11 protein-coding genes are annotated in these 13,855 nt (G+C 70.2%); 5 read left to right on the plus strand and 6 right to left on the minus strand.

Translation table 11 applies throughout. From position 1 onward, the window contains the following. Positions 1-81: 81 nt before the first annotated feature. The 6 genes from OG799_RS33630 to OG799_RS33655 all read right to left on the minus strand — a co-directional run bounded on the left by OG799_RS33630 (position 82) and on the right by OG799_RS33655 (position 7,588). On the minus strand, positions 82-1,152 hold the full coding sequence (locus OG799_RS33630; protein WP_406041060.1) for a succinate dehydrogenase/fumarate reductase iron-sulfur subunit: 1,071 nt from the start codon (positions 1,150-1,152) through the stop codon (positions 82-84). Continuing rightward, complete coding sequence (locus OG799_RS33635; protein WP_406041062.1) at positions 1,152-3,065, minus strand: fumarate reductase/succinate dehydrogenase flavoprotein subunit; 1,914 nt, start codon at positions 3,063-3,065, stop codon at positions 1,152-1,154. The genes OG799_RS33630 and OG799_RS33635 overlap by 1 nt, the downstream gene beginning before the upstream one ends. A gap of 11 nt (positions 3,066-3,076) precedes the next feature. Further along, entirely contained in the window at positions 3,077-3,883 is an 807-nt protein-coding gene (locus OG799_RS33640) for a hypothetical protein (protein WP_406041064.1), read from the minus strand. A gap of 262 nt (positions 3,884-4,145) precedes the next feature. Beyond that, entirely contained in the window at positions 4,146-5,537 is a 1,392-nt protein-coding gene (locus OG799_RS33645) for a TldD/PmbA family protein (RefSeq protein ID WP_406041066.1), read from the minus strand. A gap of 32 nt (positions 5,538-5,569) precedes the next feature. Then, entirely contained in the window at positions 5,570-7,006 is a 1,437-nt protein-coding gene (locus tag OG799_RS33650; protein WP_406041068.1) for a TldD/PmbA family protein, read from the minus strand. A gap of 33 nt (positions 7,007-7,039) precedes the next feature. Next, a complete protein-coding gene (locus OG799_RS33655) occupies positions 7,040-7,588 on the minus strand; it encodes a Uma2 family endonuclease (protein ID WP_406041070.1) in 549 nt (182 codons plus the stop codon). A 237-nt stretch (positions 7,589-7,825) separates the two neighbouring features. Here OG799_RS33655 and OG799_RS33660 point away from each other — a divergent pair, with 237 nt between their 5' ends. The 5 genes from OG799_RS33660 (at position 7,826) to OG799_RS33680 (ending at position 13,826) form a co-directional block, all read left to right on the plus strand. Beyond that, a complete protein-coding gene (locus tag OG799_RS33660; RefSeq protein WP_406041072.1) occupies positions 7,826-8,929 on the plus strand; it encodes an ABC transporter ATP-binding protein in 1,104 nt (367 codons plus the stop codon). Continuing rightward, complete coding sequence (locus tag OG799_RS33665; RefSeq protein ID WP_406041074.1) at positions 8,926-9,981, plus strand: ABC transporter ATP-binding protein; 1,056 nt, start codon at positions 8,926-8,928, stop codon at positions 9,979-9,981. The genes OG799_RS33660 and OG799_RS33665 overlap by 4 nt, the downstream gene beginning before the upstream one ends. Then, positions 9,978-10,985, plus strand: a complete 1,008-nt coding sequence (locus OG799_RS33670) for an ABC transporter permease (RefSeq protein WP_406041076.1) — start codon at positions 9,978-9,980, stop codon at positions 10,983-10,985. The genes OG799_RS33665 and OG799_RS33670 overlap by 4 nt, the downstream gene beginning before the upstream one ends. 9 nt (positions 10,986-10,994) lie before the next feature. Further along, positions 10,995-11,981 carry an ABC transporter permease gene (locus tag OG799_RS33675; RefSeq protein ID WP_406041079.1) on the plus strand — a complete coding sequence of 329 codons (987 nt, stop codon included), beginning with the start codon at positions 10,995-10,997 and terminating at the stop codon, positions 11,979-11,981. A gap of 108 nt (positions 11,982-12,089) precedes the next feature. Then, positions 12,090-13,826, plus strand: coding sequence for an ABC transporter substrate-binding protein (locus OG799_RS33680; protein ID WP_406041081.1), 1,737 nt, complete (start codon positions 12,090-12,092; stop codon positions 13,824-13,826). The last annotated feature ends 29 nt before the right edge of the window (positions 13,827-13,855 follow it).

Below are 13,855 nucleotides of genomic sequence, written 5' to 3' on the forward strand. Positions count from 1 at the left end.
GGAAAGCGGACAGCGGGGCGGAAACGGGACGGGGGCCGGCGGCAATTCGCCGCGGCCCCCGTCTCGGTGTTGTCGTCGTGCTCAGTGCTTCGGCTCGTCCTGGCTCGGGTGAGCGAAGTTGAGGTGCTCGGGCGGCAGTGGGAACGTGACGTCGTCGCCGAACGGCGACGGCGCCGCCGCCCGGTCGAAGGTCAGCTCCGTCAGCGGCAGCTTGCCGTTGGCGTCCACCGCCGGAGCGGTCGGGTGGGGCACCTCGCGGTGCCAGTTGACGCCCTGCTGGGCCTCCGACTCGGCCGCCGCGTCGTGCGAGCCGCCGGCGTGCGAGTGCACCCCGGCCTGGGCGGCGCCGGCGCGCATCGCACCGCTGGAATGCCCGCTGGTCACGCTGGTCTGAGGCACCTGACCCCTCCGGAAGATCTTGCTACCAAGCCACACAAGGGGATCGTACCTGCGGTCGACGACCCGCTCCTTCATGGGGATGATCCCGTTGTCCGTGATCTTGATGTGCTCGGGGCAGACCTCGGTGCAGCACTTGGTGATGTTGCAGAAACCGAGCCCCTGCTCCTGCTGCGCGTACTCCTTGCGGTCGGTCTTCGCGTCGAGCGGGTGCATGTCCAGCTCGGCGGCCCGAATGAAGAACCGCGGACCGGAGAAGGCCTGCTTGTTCTCCTCGTGGTCGCGGATCACGTGGCACACGTTCTGGCACAGGAAGCATTCGATGCACTTGCGGAACTCCTGCGAGCGCTCGACGTCCACCTGCTGCATCCGGTAGTCGCCCGGCGCGACGTCGGCCGGCGGGGCGAAGGCCGGCGTCTCCCGAGCCTTCTCGTAGTTGAACGACACGTCGGTGACCAGGTCCCGGATCACCGGGAATGTCCGCAGCGGCGTGACGGTGACCGTCTCCGCCTCCTCGAACGTCGACATCCGGGTCATGCAGCTCAGCCGCGGCTTACCGTTGATCTCCATCGAGCAGGAGCCGCACTTGCCGGCCTTGCAGTTCCACCGGCAGGCCAGGTCCGGCGCGTCGGTGGCCTGGAGCCGGTGGATGACATCGAGGACCACCTCGCCCTCGTTGACCTCGACCGTGTAGTCCTGCAGGTCGCCGCCGTTCTCGTCGCCCCGCCAGATGCGGAACTGTCGCTTGGTCCCCATTACTTGCCCGCCTCCTCAGCGAGGGCGTCGAACTCCGCGAGCTCCTCGTCGGTCAGGTACTTGGCCAGCTCCGCCCGGTCGAAGAGGCCGACCAGCTCGGCGCGCATCTTCGGCAGCGGCTTGTGGGTCAGCCGGACGGTGTCGCCGTCCAGCGCGCAGACCAGGTTCACCCGCCGCCACTTCGGGTCCATCGCCGGGTGGTCCTCACGGGTGTGCCCGCCGCGGGACTCCTGTCGCTCCAGGGCCGCCTTCGCGGTGCACTCCGAGACCACCAGCATGTTGCGCAGGTCCAGCGCCAGGTGCCAGCCCGGGTTGTAGCGCCGGCCGCCGGCCGCGCTCACCTTCGCCACCCGCTCACGCAGCTCCGCCAGCCGGGCCAGCGCGTCGACCAGCTCACCCTCGCGCCGGATGATCCCGACCAGATCCCCCATCACCGCCTGGAGGTCCTGCTGGAGGGTGTACGGGCTCTCCCCGGTGTCCCGCTGCAACGGCGCCAGCGCCGTCTCCACCGCGGTCTCCACCGCCGCGACCGGCACCTTGGGGCGCGAGGTCAACTGGTCGGCGTACGACGCGGCGTGGCCGCCCGCCCGCTTGCCGAAGACCAGCAGATCCGACAGCGAGTTGCCGCCGAGCCGGTTCGAGCCGTGCATGCCGCCGGAGACCTCACCCGCGGCGAACAGCCCGCGTACGGTGCCGAACGCGGCGCCCGAGTCCGGGTCCACCTCGACGCCACCCATCACGTAGTGGCAGGTCGGGCCGACCTCCATCGGCTCCTGGGTGATGTCGACGTCCGCCAGCTCCTTGAACTGGTGGTACATCGACGGCAGTCGGCGGCGGATCTCCTCGGCGGACTTGCGGGAGGCGATGTCCAGGTAGACGCCGCCGGCCGGCGTACCGCGACCGGCCTTGACCTCGCTGTTGATCGCGCGGGCGACCTCGTCGCGGGGGAGCAGCTCCGGCGGACGCCGGTTGTGGTCCGGGTCGTCGTACCAGCGGTCCGCCTCCTCCTCGGTTTCCGCGTACTGCTTGCGGAAGACGTCGGGGACGTAGTCGAACATGAACCGCTTGCCGTCGGAGTTCTTCAGCACGCCGCCGTCACCGCGTACCGACTCGGTGACCAGGATGCCCTTCACCGAGGGCGGCCAGACCATGCCGGTCGGATGGAACTGGAGGAACTCCATGTTGATCAGGGTGGCTCCGGCGCGCAGCGCCAGCGCGTGACCGTCCCCGGTGTACTCCCAGGAGTTCGAGGTGACCTTGTAGGACCGGCCGACGCCGCCGGTCGCGAGGACCACGGCCGGCGCCTCGAACAGGATGAACTCGCCGGACTCCCGGTAGTAGCCGAACGCGCCGGCCACCCGGTCCCCGTCGAGCAGCAGCTCGGTGATGGTGGTCTCGGCGAAGACCTTGATCCGGGCCTCGTAGTCGCCGAGGTCGCGCTTGTCCTCCTGCTGGAGCGAGACGATCTTCTGCTGCAGGGTGCGGATCAGCTCCAGGCCGGTCCGGTCGCCGACGTGCGCCAGGCGCGGGTACTCGTGGCCACCGAAGTTGCGCTGCGAGATCTTCCCGTCCTTCGTACGGTCGAAGAGCGCGCCGTACGTCTCCAGCTCCCAGATCCGCTGCGGCGACTCCTTCGCGTGCAGCTCGGCCATCCGGAAGTTGTTGAGGAACTTGCCGCCGCGCATGGTGTCGCGGAAGTGCACCTGCCAGCTGTCCCGGCTGTTCACGTTGCCCATGGCGGCGGCCGCGCCGCCCTCGGCCATCACCGTGTGCGCCTTGCCGAACAGCGACTTGGAGATGATCGCCGTCTTCTTGCCGGCCAGTCGGGCCTCGATCGCCGCGCGCAGGCCGGCGCCGCCGGCCCCGATCACGACGACGTCGTAGTGGTGTCGTTCGATTCGCGTCTCAGTCATGTCCAAGGCCTCTAGTTGATGAAGCGCAGGTCGTTGAACCAGCCGGCCGCCACCGCCATGACGTAGAAGTCGGTGAGGGCCAGGGTGCCGAGGGTGATCCAGGCGAGCTGCATGTGCCGGACGTTCAGCCAGGAGATGAACGTCCAGGCCTTGTAACGCACCGGGTGCTTCGAGAAGTGCTTGAGCCGGCCACCGATGATGTGCCGGCAGGAGTGGCAGGAGATGGTGTACGCCCAGAGCATCACCACGTTGACCAGCAGGACCAGGTTGCCCAGGCCGAAGCCGAAGCCCTTCGGCGAGTGGAACGCGTAGATGGCGTCGTACGTGTTGATCAGCGAGATGATCGCGGCGGCGTAGAAGAAGTAGCGGTGCAGGTTCTGGCCGAGCAGCGGGAACCGCGTCTCCCCGCCGTACGCCTGGTGCCCGTCCGGCACCGCGCAGGCCGGCGGCGACAACCAGAACGACCGGTAGTACGCCTTGCGGTAGTAGTAGCAGGTCAGCCGGAACAGCAGCAGGAACGGCAGGGTCAGCGCCGCGTCCGGAATGATCCACCAGCCGGGCAGGAAGCTGCCGAAGTGCGAGGAACCTTCGGTGCACCGCTCGGTCACGCACGGGGAGTAGAACGGGGTCAGGTAGTGGTACGCGTCCACCCAGTACCACTTGTGCATGAAGACCCGGACCGTCGCGTACGCGACCCAGGCACCGAGCCCGATGACGGTGAGCAGTGGGGCGAGCCACCAGCGGTCGGTCCGCAACGTCTTCGCCGCGATCACGGCGCGTGCCCGCGCCCCCCGCGGCTTCGTTGCCGTTGATGTCATTCGAGTTCGTCTCCCTGACGGGCAGCCCTCGCGGGCGGCGGATCACATTCCGTACCGGTCAGCGGACCGGCGAGACCGCGTCCACTGCCACGTCTTGCGCACGCAGGCGGCCACACCGGCGTACCGGTGCAGTCAAGTGACACACGTTACGCCGATCTTCGCGGCCCGGCCGCGCAACGCAGTGTCCCGTGTGTCCCGCACGTTGGAAAGCCCCCGGAGCATGATCGATGTGCGGACGTTAGGAAGGGGCGACCGGCGCGGGTCAGCCGGAGGCCCCGCCGGTGAAGTTCCAGGCGGCCAGCCGCAGCGGTGGCGCCTCCCACCAGACGCCGTCCACCCGGTCCGGTTGCCGGACCGGCCGCCGGCCGAGGCCGCGCACCGCGCCGGGGCCGAGCGCCCGCGGGTACGACTCGGTGAACCGGAAGTCGCGCACCGCCCGGGTCGGCACCCCGTCCTCGACCAGCCACAGCCCGTTGCGGGTCAGACCGGTGATGACCAGGCGCTTCGGGTCGAGCACCCGGGTGTACCAGAAGTCGCTGACCAGCAGCCCCCGCTCCATCCCGGCGACCAGCTCGGCGGTGTCCCCGTCGGCCACCGCCCCGGCCTCCACCGCCGGCCGGTCGCCGTCGGGGCCGCCGCTGGGGGGTTCGGCGACGAGACGGAGGTTGTGGGGGATCGGCCCGAACGTGGTGCTGCCCGGCCCGCCGTGACCGGTGGAACCGGCTCCCGCCTGGGCACCGCTGCGCCGGTCGTGCGCCACCGCCCGGGTGACGCCGCCGTCCACCAGCGTCAGCGCCCGCCGGGCGGTCCCCTCCGGGTCGTACGGGAGGGCAGAGCCGCGCAGCGGGTCGTCGACCAGGGTCACCACCGGGTCGAACTGGGCTACGCCCGGCTCGGCGAAGGACTGCCGCTCCGCGTACCGCTTGCCGTTGAAGCCGTACCAGGCGAGGTTCTGCAACAGGTCGGCGACGGCGGCCGGTTCGAGCACCACCTCGTACCGGCCCGGGGCTAGCTCGACCGGGTCGGCGGCGGCGCGCGCCTTCGCGGCCGCCCGGGCGCCGAGCGCGGCGCCGTCGAGGTCGGCGAGGCGGTCGGCGCAGCGCCGGGCCACCCCGTCCGCCCCGCCGGCCCGGGCGATGCCGTCCATCGCCGCCTCGGTGGAGCGGCCCTGGGCGCTGTGGCCGGCGGAGTTGGCGAACGCCCCGGACCGGTGCGCGGTACGGCAGTAGCCGGCCGCCTCCAGCCCGCCGACGGCGTCCACGAAGGCGCGTACCCGGGCGGCCCGCTCGTCCGGGTCCGCGTGCGCGGTGGCCTCGTCCCAGTCGGCGGCCGGCGGCACCGCCGACGGCGGGGTCAGCCCCGGCCATGCCGGGTCGGGTGGGCCGAGCCGCGCCGCGGTCAGCGTCCGCTCGACCAGCGCGCGCAGCCCGTCGGGGGTGACCACGCTGCCGCTGCCGGCGGCCGTCCGGCCGTCGACGTGCAGCCGCAGCCGCACCCCGATGGCCGACTCGGCGACGTTCTGGTGGATGAAGGAGTTGGCGAACCGGGTCAGCGCCAGCTCGAACCGGGTCGCCACCACCTCGACCTGCGCCTGCGGCCCGGCGAGCCGGCGGACCAGCTCCACCACCTGACCGGCGAGGTCCAGCTCAGTCATGCCCGCACCCTTCTGCCGGTCGGAGTGGCCGCTCACGCCCGCACCCCCACTCGGACGCCACGGAACCGGGCCGGGGCGGCCGGGTGGCCGGTGTGGCCGGTCTGGCCGGGTTGGCCCTTACCGCAGTTCGGTGTGCCCCAGGGCACGATCTCGTTGGAGAGCAGGTCCATCGACCGCCAGAAGAGCGGACCGATCCCGGTGTACGTCGGGTTGCGCAGCATCCGCCCGCGCCGGCCCTTCTTCACCTCCCAGCCGATCTCGCAGCCGAACTGGAAGTTGAGCCGCTTGTCGTCGATCGACCAGGAGCGGTTGATGTCCATCAGCACCCCGTCGTCGGTGGCGGCGATGATCTCGTCGAGGGTGTGCGGGCCGGGTTCCAGGCCGACGTTGGTCATCCGCACCATCGGCAGCCGGGCCCAGCCGTCGGCGCGTACGCTGCCGCCGTAGTCGAGACCGGCGACGGCGGCCGAGTCCCGGCCGGCGAGCACCCCCACCCAGCGCCCCTCGCGGACCGCGTCCCGCTTGACCGCCGGGGAACCCTCGTCGTCGTAGCCGAAGCTGCCCAGCGCGCCGGGCAGGCCCGGGTCGATGGTGACGTTCATCAGCTCCGAGCCGTAGCGCAGCGAGCCGAGCTGGGCCAGGTCCAGCCAGGACGTGCCGGCGAAGGCGGCCTCCCAGCCGAGGATCCGGTCCAACTCGATGGCGTGCCCGACCGACTCGTGGATCTGCAGCGCGAGCTGCTCGCCGCCCAGGATCAGGTCGGTCTCGCCGGCCGGGCACTCGGGGGCGGTGAGCAGCTCCCGGGACTCCTCGGCGATCCGGGCGGCGTGCGCGGCCAGGTCCAGCGAGGTGACCAGCTCCCAGCCGGTGGTGCCGTACTGGCCCCGGTAGCTGGGGTAGGAGCGGCGCTGCGTCTCGCCGTCCCCGATGGAGGTGGCGGAGATGCCGCCGCCGCACTCGCGGATGCGCTGGTCGATCCGGTGCCCCTCGCTGGAGACGAACCACTTGGCGGTGTCCCAGATCTGGTAGAGCCCCTCGGCCAGGTCGGCGCCGTGCTCCCGCATCGCCCTGGTGGCCTGGACCAGCAGGTCGCCCTTGTCCGACAGGGGCACGCCGAGCGGGTCGACCGCGCAGTCCGAGGCCCAGCTCGCGGTGGTCGCCTCGACCGGCACCAGGTCGATGGGCGGGCCGGGGACCCGCGCGCTCGCGGCCGCGATCCGCGCGGCGCGCCGGCCGGCGTCGCGGGCCGCGGCGTCCGACAGCTCCGGTACGGCGTGGAAGCCCCAGCTCGACCCGACCAGCGCCCGGACGCCCAGCCCGATGCTCTCGTCCTGGGTCAGCTCCTCGATGTCCCCGTTGCGGGCCGACATCGACTCGTAGCGGCGGTGCATCACCCGGGCGTCCGCGTACCGGGCACCCGCGTCGAGGGCGGCCTGGACGGCGGCGCTCGCCGCGTCGAACTCGGTCATGCGACCGACCCTAGGCGAGCCGACCGACATCCGTCAGGGGACGAGATCTTCCGGCCGGATCGTCGCCCGCACCGGCTCGATCAGCTCCAGGACCTGGCCGGGCTTGGTCACCGACTGCTCTTTGTAGTGGCTGTGGTGCCGACGGTGGAGATGCAGGGTGCCGTTCTCCTGCTCGATCAACAGATACCATTCGATGCCCGCGGCGGCGTAGTAGTGCATCTTGAGCACCTTGTCGGTGGCCGCGTTGCTGGGCGAGATGATCTCGCAGACCAGCCGCACGTCCCTGGCCTCGACGTTGAGCTCGTCGAAGTCGATGGGGCCGGTGATGACGAGATCGGGAATCGGGATGCGGCCGGGCCGGAGCCGTACGTTGACCGCTTCGAGCACGTGCAACCCGACCGCGCGCGCGGGGAGGCGCAGTGCCGCCCGCAACTCGCCGGAGATGTTCTGGTGTCGTGGGGTGGGGGCTGGGGTCACGTGGAGGCTCCCGTCGAAGAGTTCGACGCGCTGAGACGTCCCGCCGAGGGCGAGGTACTCCTCTTCGGTCCACGGTCCGTCGTGGCCGAACACCGCCGCGGTCATGGTCACCTCCACCTCGTGTCGGCGGGAATCTTCACGTGGTTACCCCGACCATGGTCGCACCCGGCGTGCGACCGACGCGGGACGACATCGAGTTGTGGCCGTGGATGTCCAGGTGAGGACTGTTCATGCCCGATGCCGACTCGTTACGCTGGGCCCCGCTGACAGACCCCGCCTTGTAGCTTATTTTCGCCCTCAGAAGTTTGCTGTAGGTTCTCTTCATCACTGAGGGAGGCGGTCGTGGGCAGGTCGGAGTCGGCGCCGTCCGGGGAACCGGACCGCCCCGAGGTGCCGGAGCAGCGCTCCGGCGAGGGGCCCTATCTGCGGGTGAACGACCTGCGGGTCCGGTTCGACACCGAGGACGGCGCGGTCCGCGCGGTCGACGGGGTGTCGTTCGCGGTCGAGCGGGGTCGCACGCTCGGCATCGTCGGCGAGTCCGGTTCGGGCAAGAGCGTCACCTCGCTGGCCATCCTCGGCCTGCACAACGCCAAGCGCGCCACCATCACCGGCGAGATCACCGTCGGTGGCCGCCAGCTCGTCGGGATCCCCGAGGAGGAGGTGCGGCGGCTGCGGGGCCGGGACATGGCGATGATCTTCCAGGATCCGTTGTCGGCGTTGCATCCGTACTACACGGTGGGGCGGCAGATCGCCGAGGCGTACCGGGTGCATCACCCGAGGGCGGGTCGGCGGGAGGCCCGGGGGCGGGCGGTGGACATGCTGGGCCGGGTGGGGATTCCGCAGCCGGCGCGGCGGTTCGACCAGTTTCCGCACGAGTTCTCCGGTGGGATGCGGCAGCGGGCGATGATCGCGATGGCCCTGGTCAACGATCCGGATCTGCTGATCGCCGACGAGCCGACCACCGCGCTGGACGTCACGGTGCAGGCGCAGATTCTGGACCTGTTGTCGGATCTGCAGGCGGAGTTCCATTCGGCGATCATTCTGATCACGCATGACCTGGGTGTGGTGTCTCAGGTGGCTGATGACGTGCTGGTGATGTACGGCGGTCGGGCGGTGGAGCGGGGGAGTGTGGAGCAGGTGCTGCGGCGGCCGCAGCATCCGTACACGTGGGGGTTGTTGTCGAGCGTGCCGTCGTTGCACGGTGACGCGGACGCGGACCTGGTGCCGATCCCGGGCAACCCGCCGTCGTTGATCAATCTGCCGTCGGGGTGCGCGTTCCACCCGCGCTGCCGGTACGCCGGTCGCAACGGCGACCGGTCCCGCACCGTGGTGCCGGAGCTGCGCTCCGCCGGGGAGGACGGCCACCTGGTGGCCTGCCACCTGCCGGCTGAGGAGCGCACCCGGCTCTACCGGCAGGACATTGCACAGGTGGGGGTGGCCCGATGACGGTGCAGGCCAAGACCGCGCCGGCGGCGCCGGGCGCGGCGGACGAGCCGCTGTTGCGGGTGCGCGGCCTGACCAAGCACTTCCCGGTGCGGGGTGGTTTCCGTACCACCAGTTCTGTCCGGGCGGTCGACGGCCTGGACTTCGACGTGCGGCCGGGGGAGACCCTCGGTCTGGTGGGGGAGTCCGGCTGCGGGAAGACCACGACCGGTCGGATGTTGGTGCGGTTGTTGGAGCCGACGGCCGGGACGATCGAGTTCGCGGGGCGGGACATCACCCATGCGCGGCGGGGTGCGTTGCGGCCGTTGCGGCAGGACCTGCAGATCATCTTCCAGGACCCGTACGCGTCGTTGAACCCCCGGCACACGGTGGGTCGGATCGTGGCGATGCCGTTGCAGGTCAACGGGATCACCCCGCCCGGTGGGGTGAAGAAGCGGGTCCAGGAGCTCCTCGAACTGGTCGGGTTGAACCCGGAGCACTACAACCGGTACCCGCACGAGTTCTCCGGCGGGCAGCGCCAGCGCATCGGCATCGCCCGGGCGCTGGCGTTGCGGCCGAAGCTGATCGTGGCCGACGAGCCGGTGTCCGCGCTGGATGTGTCGATCCAGGCGCAGGTGATCAACCTGCTGCGCGACCTGCAACGCGACCTGGGGTTGGCGTTCGTGTTCATCGCCCACGACCTGGCCGTGGTGCGGCACTTCTGCCACCGCGTCGCGGTCATGTATCTGGGCAAGATCGTGGAGATCGGCGACCGGGACGACATCTACCAGCGCCCGCAGCACCCGTACACTCGGGCGTTGCTGTCGGCGATCCCCGACGTGACCACGCTGGGCCCGGCGGGACGGATCCGGTTGACCGGGGACGTGCCGACCCCGCTGAACCCGCCGTCGGGCTGCCGGTTCCGGACCCGCTGCTGGAAGGCCCAGGACCGCTGCGCCACCGAGGAACCCGCCCTGACCACCCGCGACGGCGGCCGGCAACTCACCGCCTGCCACTTCCCCGAGCAGGGGCCGATCAGCGTCGGGACGAGCGAGTCCGTGGAGGTGTCGCAGTGAGCCTGTCCCCGGTCGAGGGCGCGGCGCGGGCCGAGATCGAGCCGGCCGCCGACCCCGTCACGGCCGCCGAGAAGTCGATCGTCGGCCGTTCACCCGGCCAGCTCGCCTGGGCCCGGCTGCGGCGGGACCGGACGGCGATGGTCAGCGGCGCCGTGCTGCTGTTCGTCATCGTGCTCGCGCTGGCCGCGCCGCTGATCGCCAGGCTCTACGGCGTCGGGCCGAACGAGCAGTTCTCCGACCGGCTCGACGGCAACGGCATGCCGCTGGGCTACGTCGGCGGGATCACCGGCGACCACTGGTTCGGCCTCGAACCCCGGCTCGGCCGCGACATCTTCATCCGGATGATCTACGGGATGCGGACATCGCTGTTCATCGCGTTCGCCGCCGCGCTGGTGACCACCGCGATCGGCGTGGTCGCCGGCATCCTCGCCGGCTTCCTCGGCGGGTTGGTGGACACCGTGATCAGCTGGATCACCGACGTGGCGCTGGCCCTGCCCTTCCTCATCTTCGCCCTCGCCGTGGTGCCGACCGCGTCGCTGCGCTTCTACGGCCCGCGCGAGGAGGTGCCGCCGGCGTTCCAGGTGGTTGTGCTGATCGTCGTCTTCGCCGCGTTCGGCTGGACCAGCACCGCCCGGCTGGTCCGCGGTCAGGTGATCTCGCTGCGCGAACGGGAGTTCGTGGAGGCGGCCCGGGCCAGCGGCGCCGGGCTGGGGCACATGCTCTTCCGGCAGCTGCTGCCGAACCTCTGGGCGCCGATCCTGGTCGCCTTCTCGCTGGCGGTCCCGCAGTACATCACCGGCGAGGCGGCGCTGTCCTTCCTCGGCATCGGCATCCTGGAACCCACCGCCGACTTCGGTCGGATGATCTTCCAGAGCATCCCGTACCTGCAGACCGACCCGGCGTACGTCTTCTTCCCCGGCGTCACGATCTTCCTCCTCGTGCTCGCCTTCAACCTGCTCGGCGACGCGCTGCGTGACGCGCTCGACCCGAAGTCGTCCCGGTAGGGGTGTGTCATGACCCGATTCCTGGTACGGCGGCTGCTCACCGCCGTGCTCACCCTCTTCGCGGTGAGCGTGCTCAGCTTCCTGATGTTCTTCGGGCTGCCGCGTGACCCGGTCAGCGGCATGTGCCCGAAGAACTGCAACGCGGAACGGTTGGAGCGGGTCCGCGAGGAGCTGGGCCTGCGCGACCCCCTGCCCGAGCAGTACGCCAACTACATGAAGGGCATCGTGACCGGACGGGACCTGGGTAGCTCCCAGGGCGGCCGGTGCGACGCCCCGTGCCTCGGCTACTCGTACGTCAACAGCGAGGCGGTCACCGACACGCTGACCCGGGTGCTCCCGGTGACGCTGAGCATCGTCATCCCGGCGGCCGTGCTCTGGCTGGTGCTGGGCGTCGGGCTCGGCATGATCTCCGCGCTGAGACGGGGCACTGTGCTGGACCGGCTGGCGATCGGCTTCTCGCTGGCCGGCGCCTCGATGCAGCTCTACTTCGTGGGCGCGGTGCTGCTGCTGATCTTCACGTACAACCTGCGGGTCACCCCGACGCCGGGTTACACCTCGATCTTCGAGAACCCGGTGAAGTGGGCCAGCGGCCTGGTCCTCGCCTGGCTGTCCCTGGCCTTCCTCTTTTCCGCGATCTACGCCCGGCTGTCCCGGGCCCAGATGCTGGAGACGCTGTCGGAGGACTTCGTCCGGACCGCGCGGGCCAAGGGCCTGGCCAAACCCAAGGTGTACGGGCGACACGCGCTGCGCGCCGCGATCACCCCGGTGGTCACCATCGCCGGCCTGGACGTGGGCAGCGCGCTCGGTGGCACGGTGATCACCGAGACCACCTTTGGCATCCAGGGGCTGGGCCGGACGGCCGTGGACGCGGTCAAGGCGGGCGACCTGCCGACCATCATGGCCACTGTCCTGGTCTCCGCGGTCTTCATCGTGGTCGCCAACATCGTGGTGGACCTGCTCTACGCCTTCATCGACCCGCGGGTCAGGTTGCGATAGCGCAACGCCGACCGGTCAGGGCATGGAGAAATCCACCGCTCTCTGTTACACAAACCGTAGTTTTCCTACGTCGTCTGACGAGGCTCCAGATAGGGGAGGAGGGCGCACATGCGCCTGAAGAGGGCAGCCGCCGCTGGCGGAGCGCTCGCACTGCTCGTGGTGATGGGGGCGTGCAGCGAGAACAAGGGCACCGACGGCGGCAAGGACGCCGACCGGGTGCAGAGCGGTTCGATCGCCACCGACCCGAAGGAGTCGATGGGCCCGGCCGCCGAGGTCCCGGGCGCCGCCAAGGGCGGCACCTTCCGGGTGATCCGGGAGACCAAGATCTCGCACATCGACCCGCAGCGGGTCTACTCGTTCGCCGGCCTGATGAACGCGCCGCTGTACGCCCGTTTCCTGACCACGTTCAAGGACGACGGCTCGGGCAAGGTGACCCTGGTCGGCGACCTCGCCGAGACGCCGGGCACCGACGTGAACAAGGACTGCAAGGTCTGGGAATTCAAGATCAAGGACGGGGTGAAGTTCGAGGACGGCAGCCCGATCACCTCGAAGGAGATCGCGTACGGCATCGCCCGCTCCTTCGACCCCGACCTGACCGGCGGTCCGACCTACCTGCAGGAGTGGCTGGCCGACAGCCCGCAGTACGACACCAAGTGGGACTTCAAGGCGAACAAGGCCTCGCTGCCCCCGGGCCTGACCACGCCGGACGCGAAGACGCTGAAGTTCGAGTTCGCGAAGCCGCACTGCGACCTGCCGTTCGCCGCGTCGCTGCCGTACACCGCGCCGCTGAAGCCCGAGAAGGACACCGGGGTCAACCTGGACAACCAGCCGTTCTCCTCCGGGCCGTACAAGATCACCAAGAACACCGCCGGTGTCGAGCTGGTGATGGAGCGGAACGAGAACTGGGACCCGAAGACGGACCCGGTGCGGCACGCGTACCCGGACAAGATCGTCTGGAGCTTCGGCCCGGACGCCGAGGCGGGCGCCAACCGGGTGATCTCCGACAACGGCGACGACCAGACGGCGCTGGCCTGGAACGGCGTTCCGTCGGCGCTGGTCGCCAAGGTCGTCGGTGACGCGACGCTCAAGGACCGCTCGGTGCGGGGTCAGACCCCCAGCCTCTGGCGGCTCAGCATCAACACCAGCCGGGTCACCGACCTGTCGGTGCGCCAGGCGCTGAACTACGCGATCGACCGGGACGGCTTCATCAAGGCGTACGGCGGTGAGGCGAGCGCCAAGGCCGTCACCACGCTGATGCCGCCGTCGACGATCGGCTTCGAGCAGTACGACGCCTACCCGGCCGGCCCGAGCGGCAACATCGAGAAGGCCAAGGAACTGCTCGCCGGTAAGACCCCGGAGCTGGTGCTCGGCATCAGCGACGACTCGCCGGAGCTCGCCACCCAGCTCAAGGGCAACCTGGAGAAGGCCGGCTTCAAGATCACGGTGAAGACCATCCCGACCGACGCCAAGCTCGACGAGGTCGGCAAGAAGAGCAACCCGTACGACCTCTACACCGACCAGTGGGCCGCCGACTGGCCCAGCGGCGCGGCGATCCTGCCGGTGCTCTTCGACGGCCGCACCATCAAGGCCGAGAGCAACAGCAACACCTCGTACGTCAACAGCGACGAGATCAACAAGGAGTTCGACCGGGTGCTCGCCATGCCCGCCGGCGAGCAGGGCAAGGAGTGGGCCAAGCTCGACAAGCGGGTCATGACCGAGCTGGCCCCGGCCGTGCCGCTCTTCGTGGAGCAGGGCTACTACCTGCACGGCTCGAAGGTGGGCGGGATCTACCTGTCCAGCATCTTCGGCTACCCGGCATTCACGAACGCGTACGTCAAGCAGTAGCGGTCGCGTTTCGAGGGCCCCGGTCGACC

This window comes from Micromonospora sp. NBC_00898 (assembly GCF_045207895.1).
Lineage (GTDB): Bacteria > Actinomycetota > Actinomycetes > Mycobacteriales > Micromonosporaceae > Micromonospora.

Excerpts from the sequence above, each read along its gene's own strand:
- OG799_RS33675 (WP_406041079.1), top strand. The coding sequence starts at position 10,995 with ATGACCCGATTCCTGGTACGGCGGCTGCTCACCGCCGTGCTCACCCTC.
- OG799_RS33630 (WP_406041060.1), bottom strand. The coding sequence starts at position 1,152 with ATGGGGACCAAGCGACAGTTCCGCATCTGGCGGGGCGACGAGAACGGC.
- OG799_RS33645 (WP_406041066.1), bottom strand. The coding sequence starts at position 5,537 with ATGACTGAGCTGGACCTCGCCGGTCAGGTGGTGGAGCTGGTCCGCCGG.
- OG799_RS33655 (WP_406041070.1), bottom strand. The coding sequence starts at position 7,588 with ATGACCGCGGCGGTGTTCGGCCACGACGGACCGTGGACCGAAGAGGAG.
- OG799_RS33650 (WP_406041068.1), bottom strand. The coding sequence starts at position 7,006 with ATGACCGAGTTCGACGCGGCGAGCGCCGCCGTCCAGGCCGCCCTCGAC.
- OG799_RS33680 (WP_406041081.1), top strand. The coding sequence starts at position 12,090 with ATGCGCCTGAAGAGGGCAGCCGCCGCTGGCGGAGCGCTCGCACTGCTC.
- OG799_RS33665 (WP_406041074.1), top strand. The coding sequence starts at position 8,926 with ATGACGGTGCAGGCCAAGACCGCGCCGGCGGCGCCGGGCGCGGCGGAC.
- OG799_RS33635 (WP_406041062.1), bottom strand. The coding sequence starts at position 3,065 with ATGACTGAGACGCGAATCGAACGACACCACTACGACGTCGTCGTGATC.
- OG799_RS33640 (WP_406041064.1), bottom strand. The coding sequence starts at position 3,883 with ATGACATCAACGGCAACGAAGCCGCGGGGGGCGCGGGCACGCGCCGTG.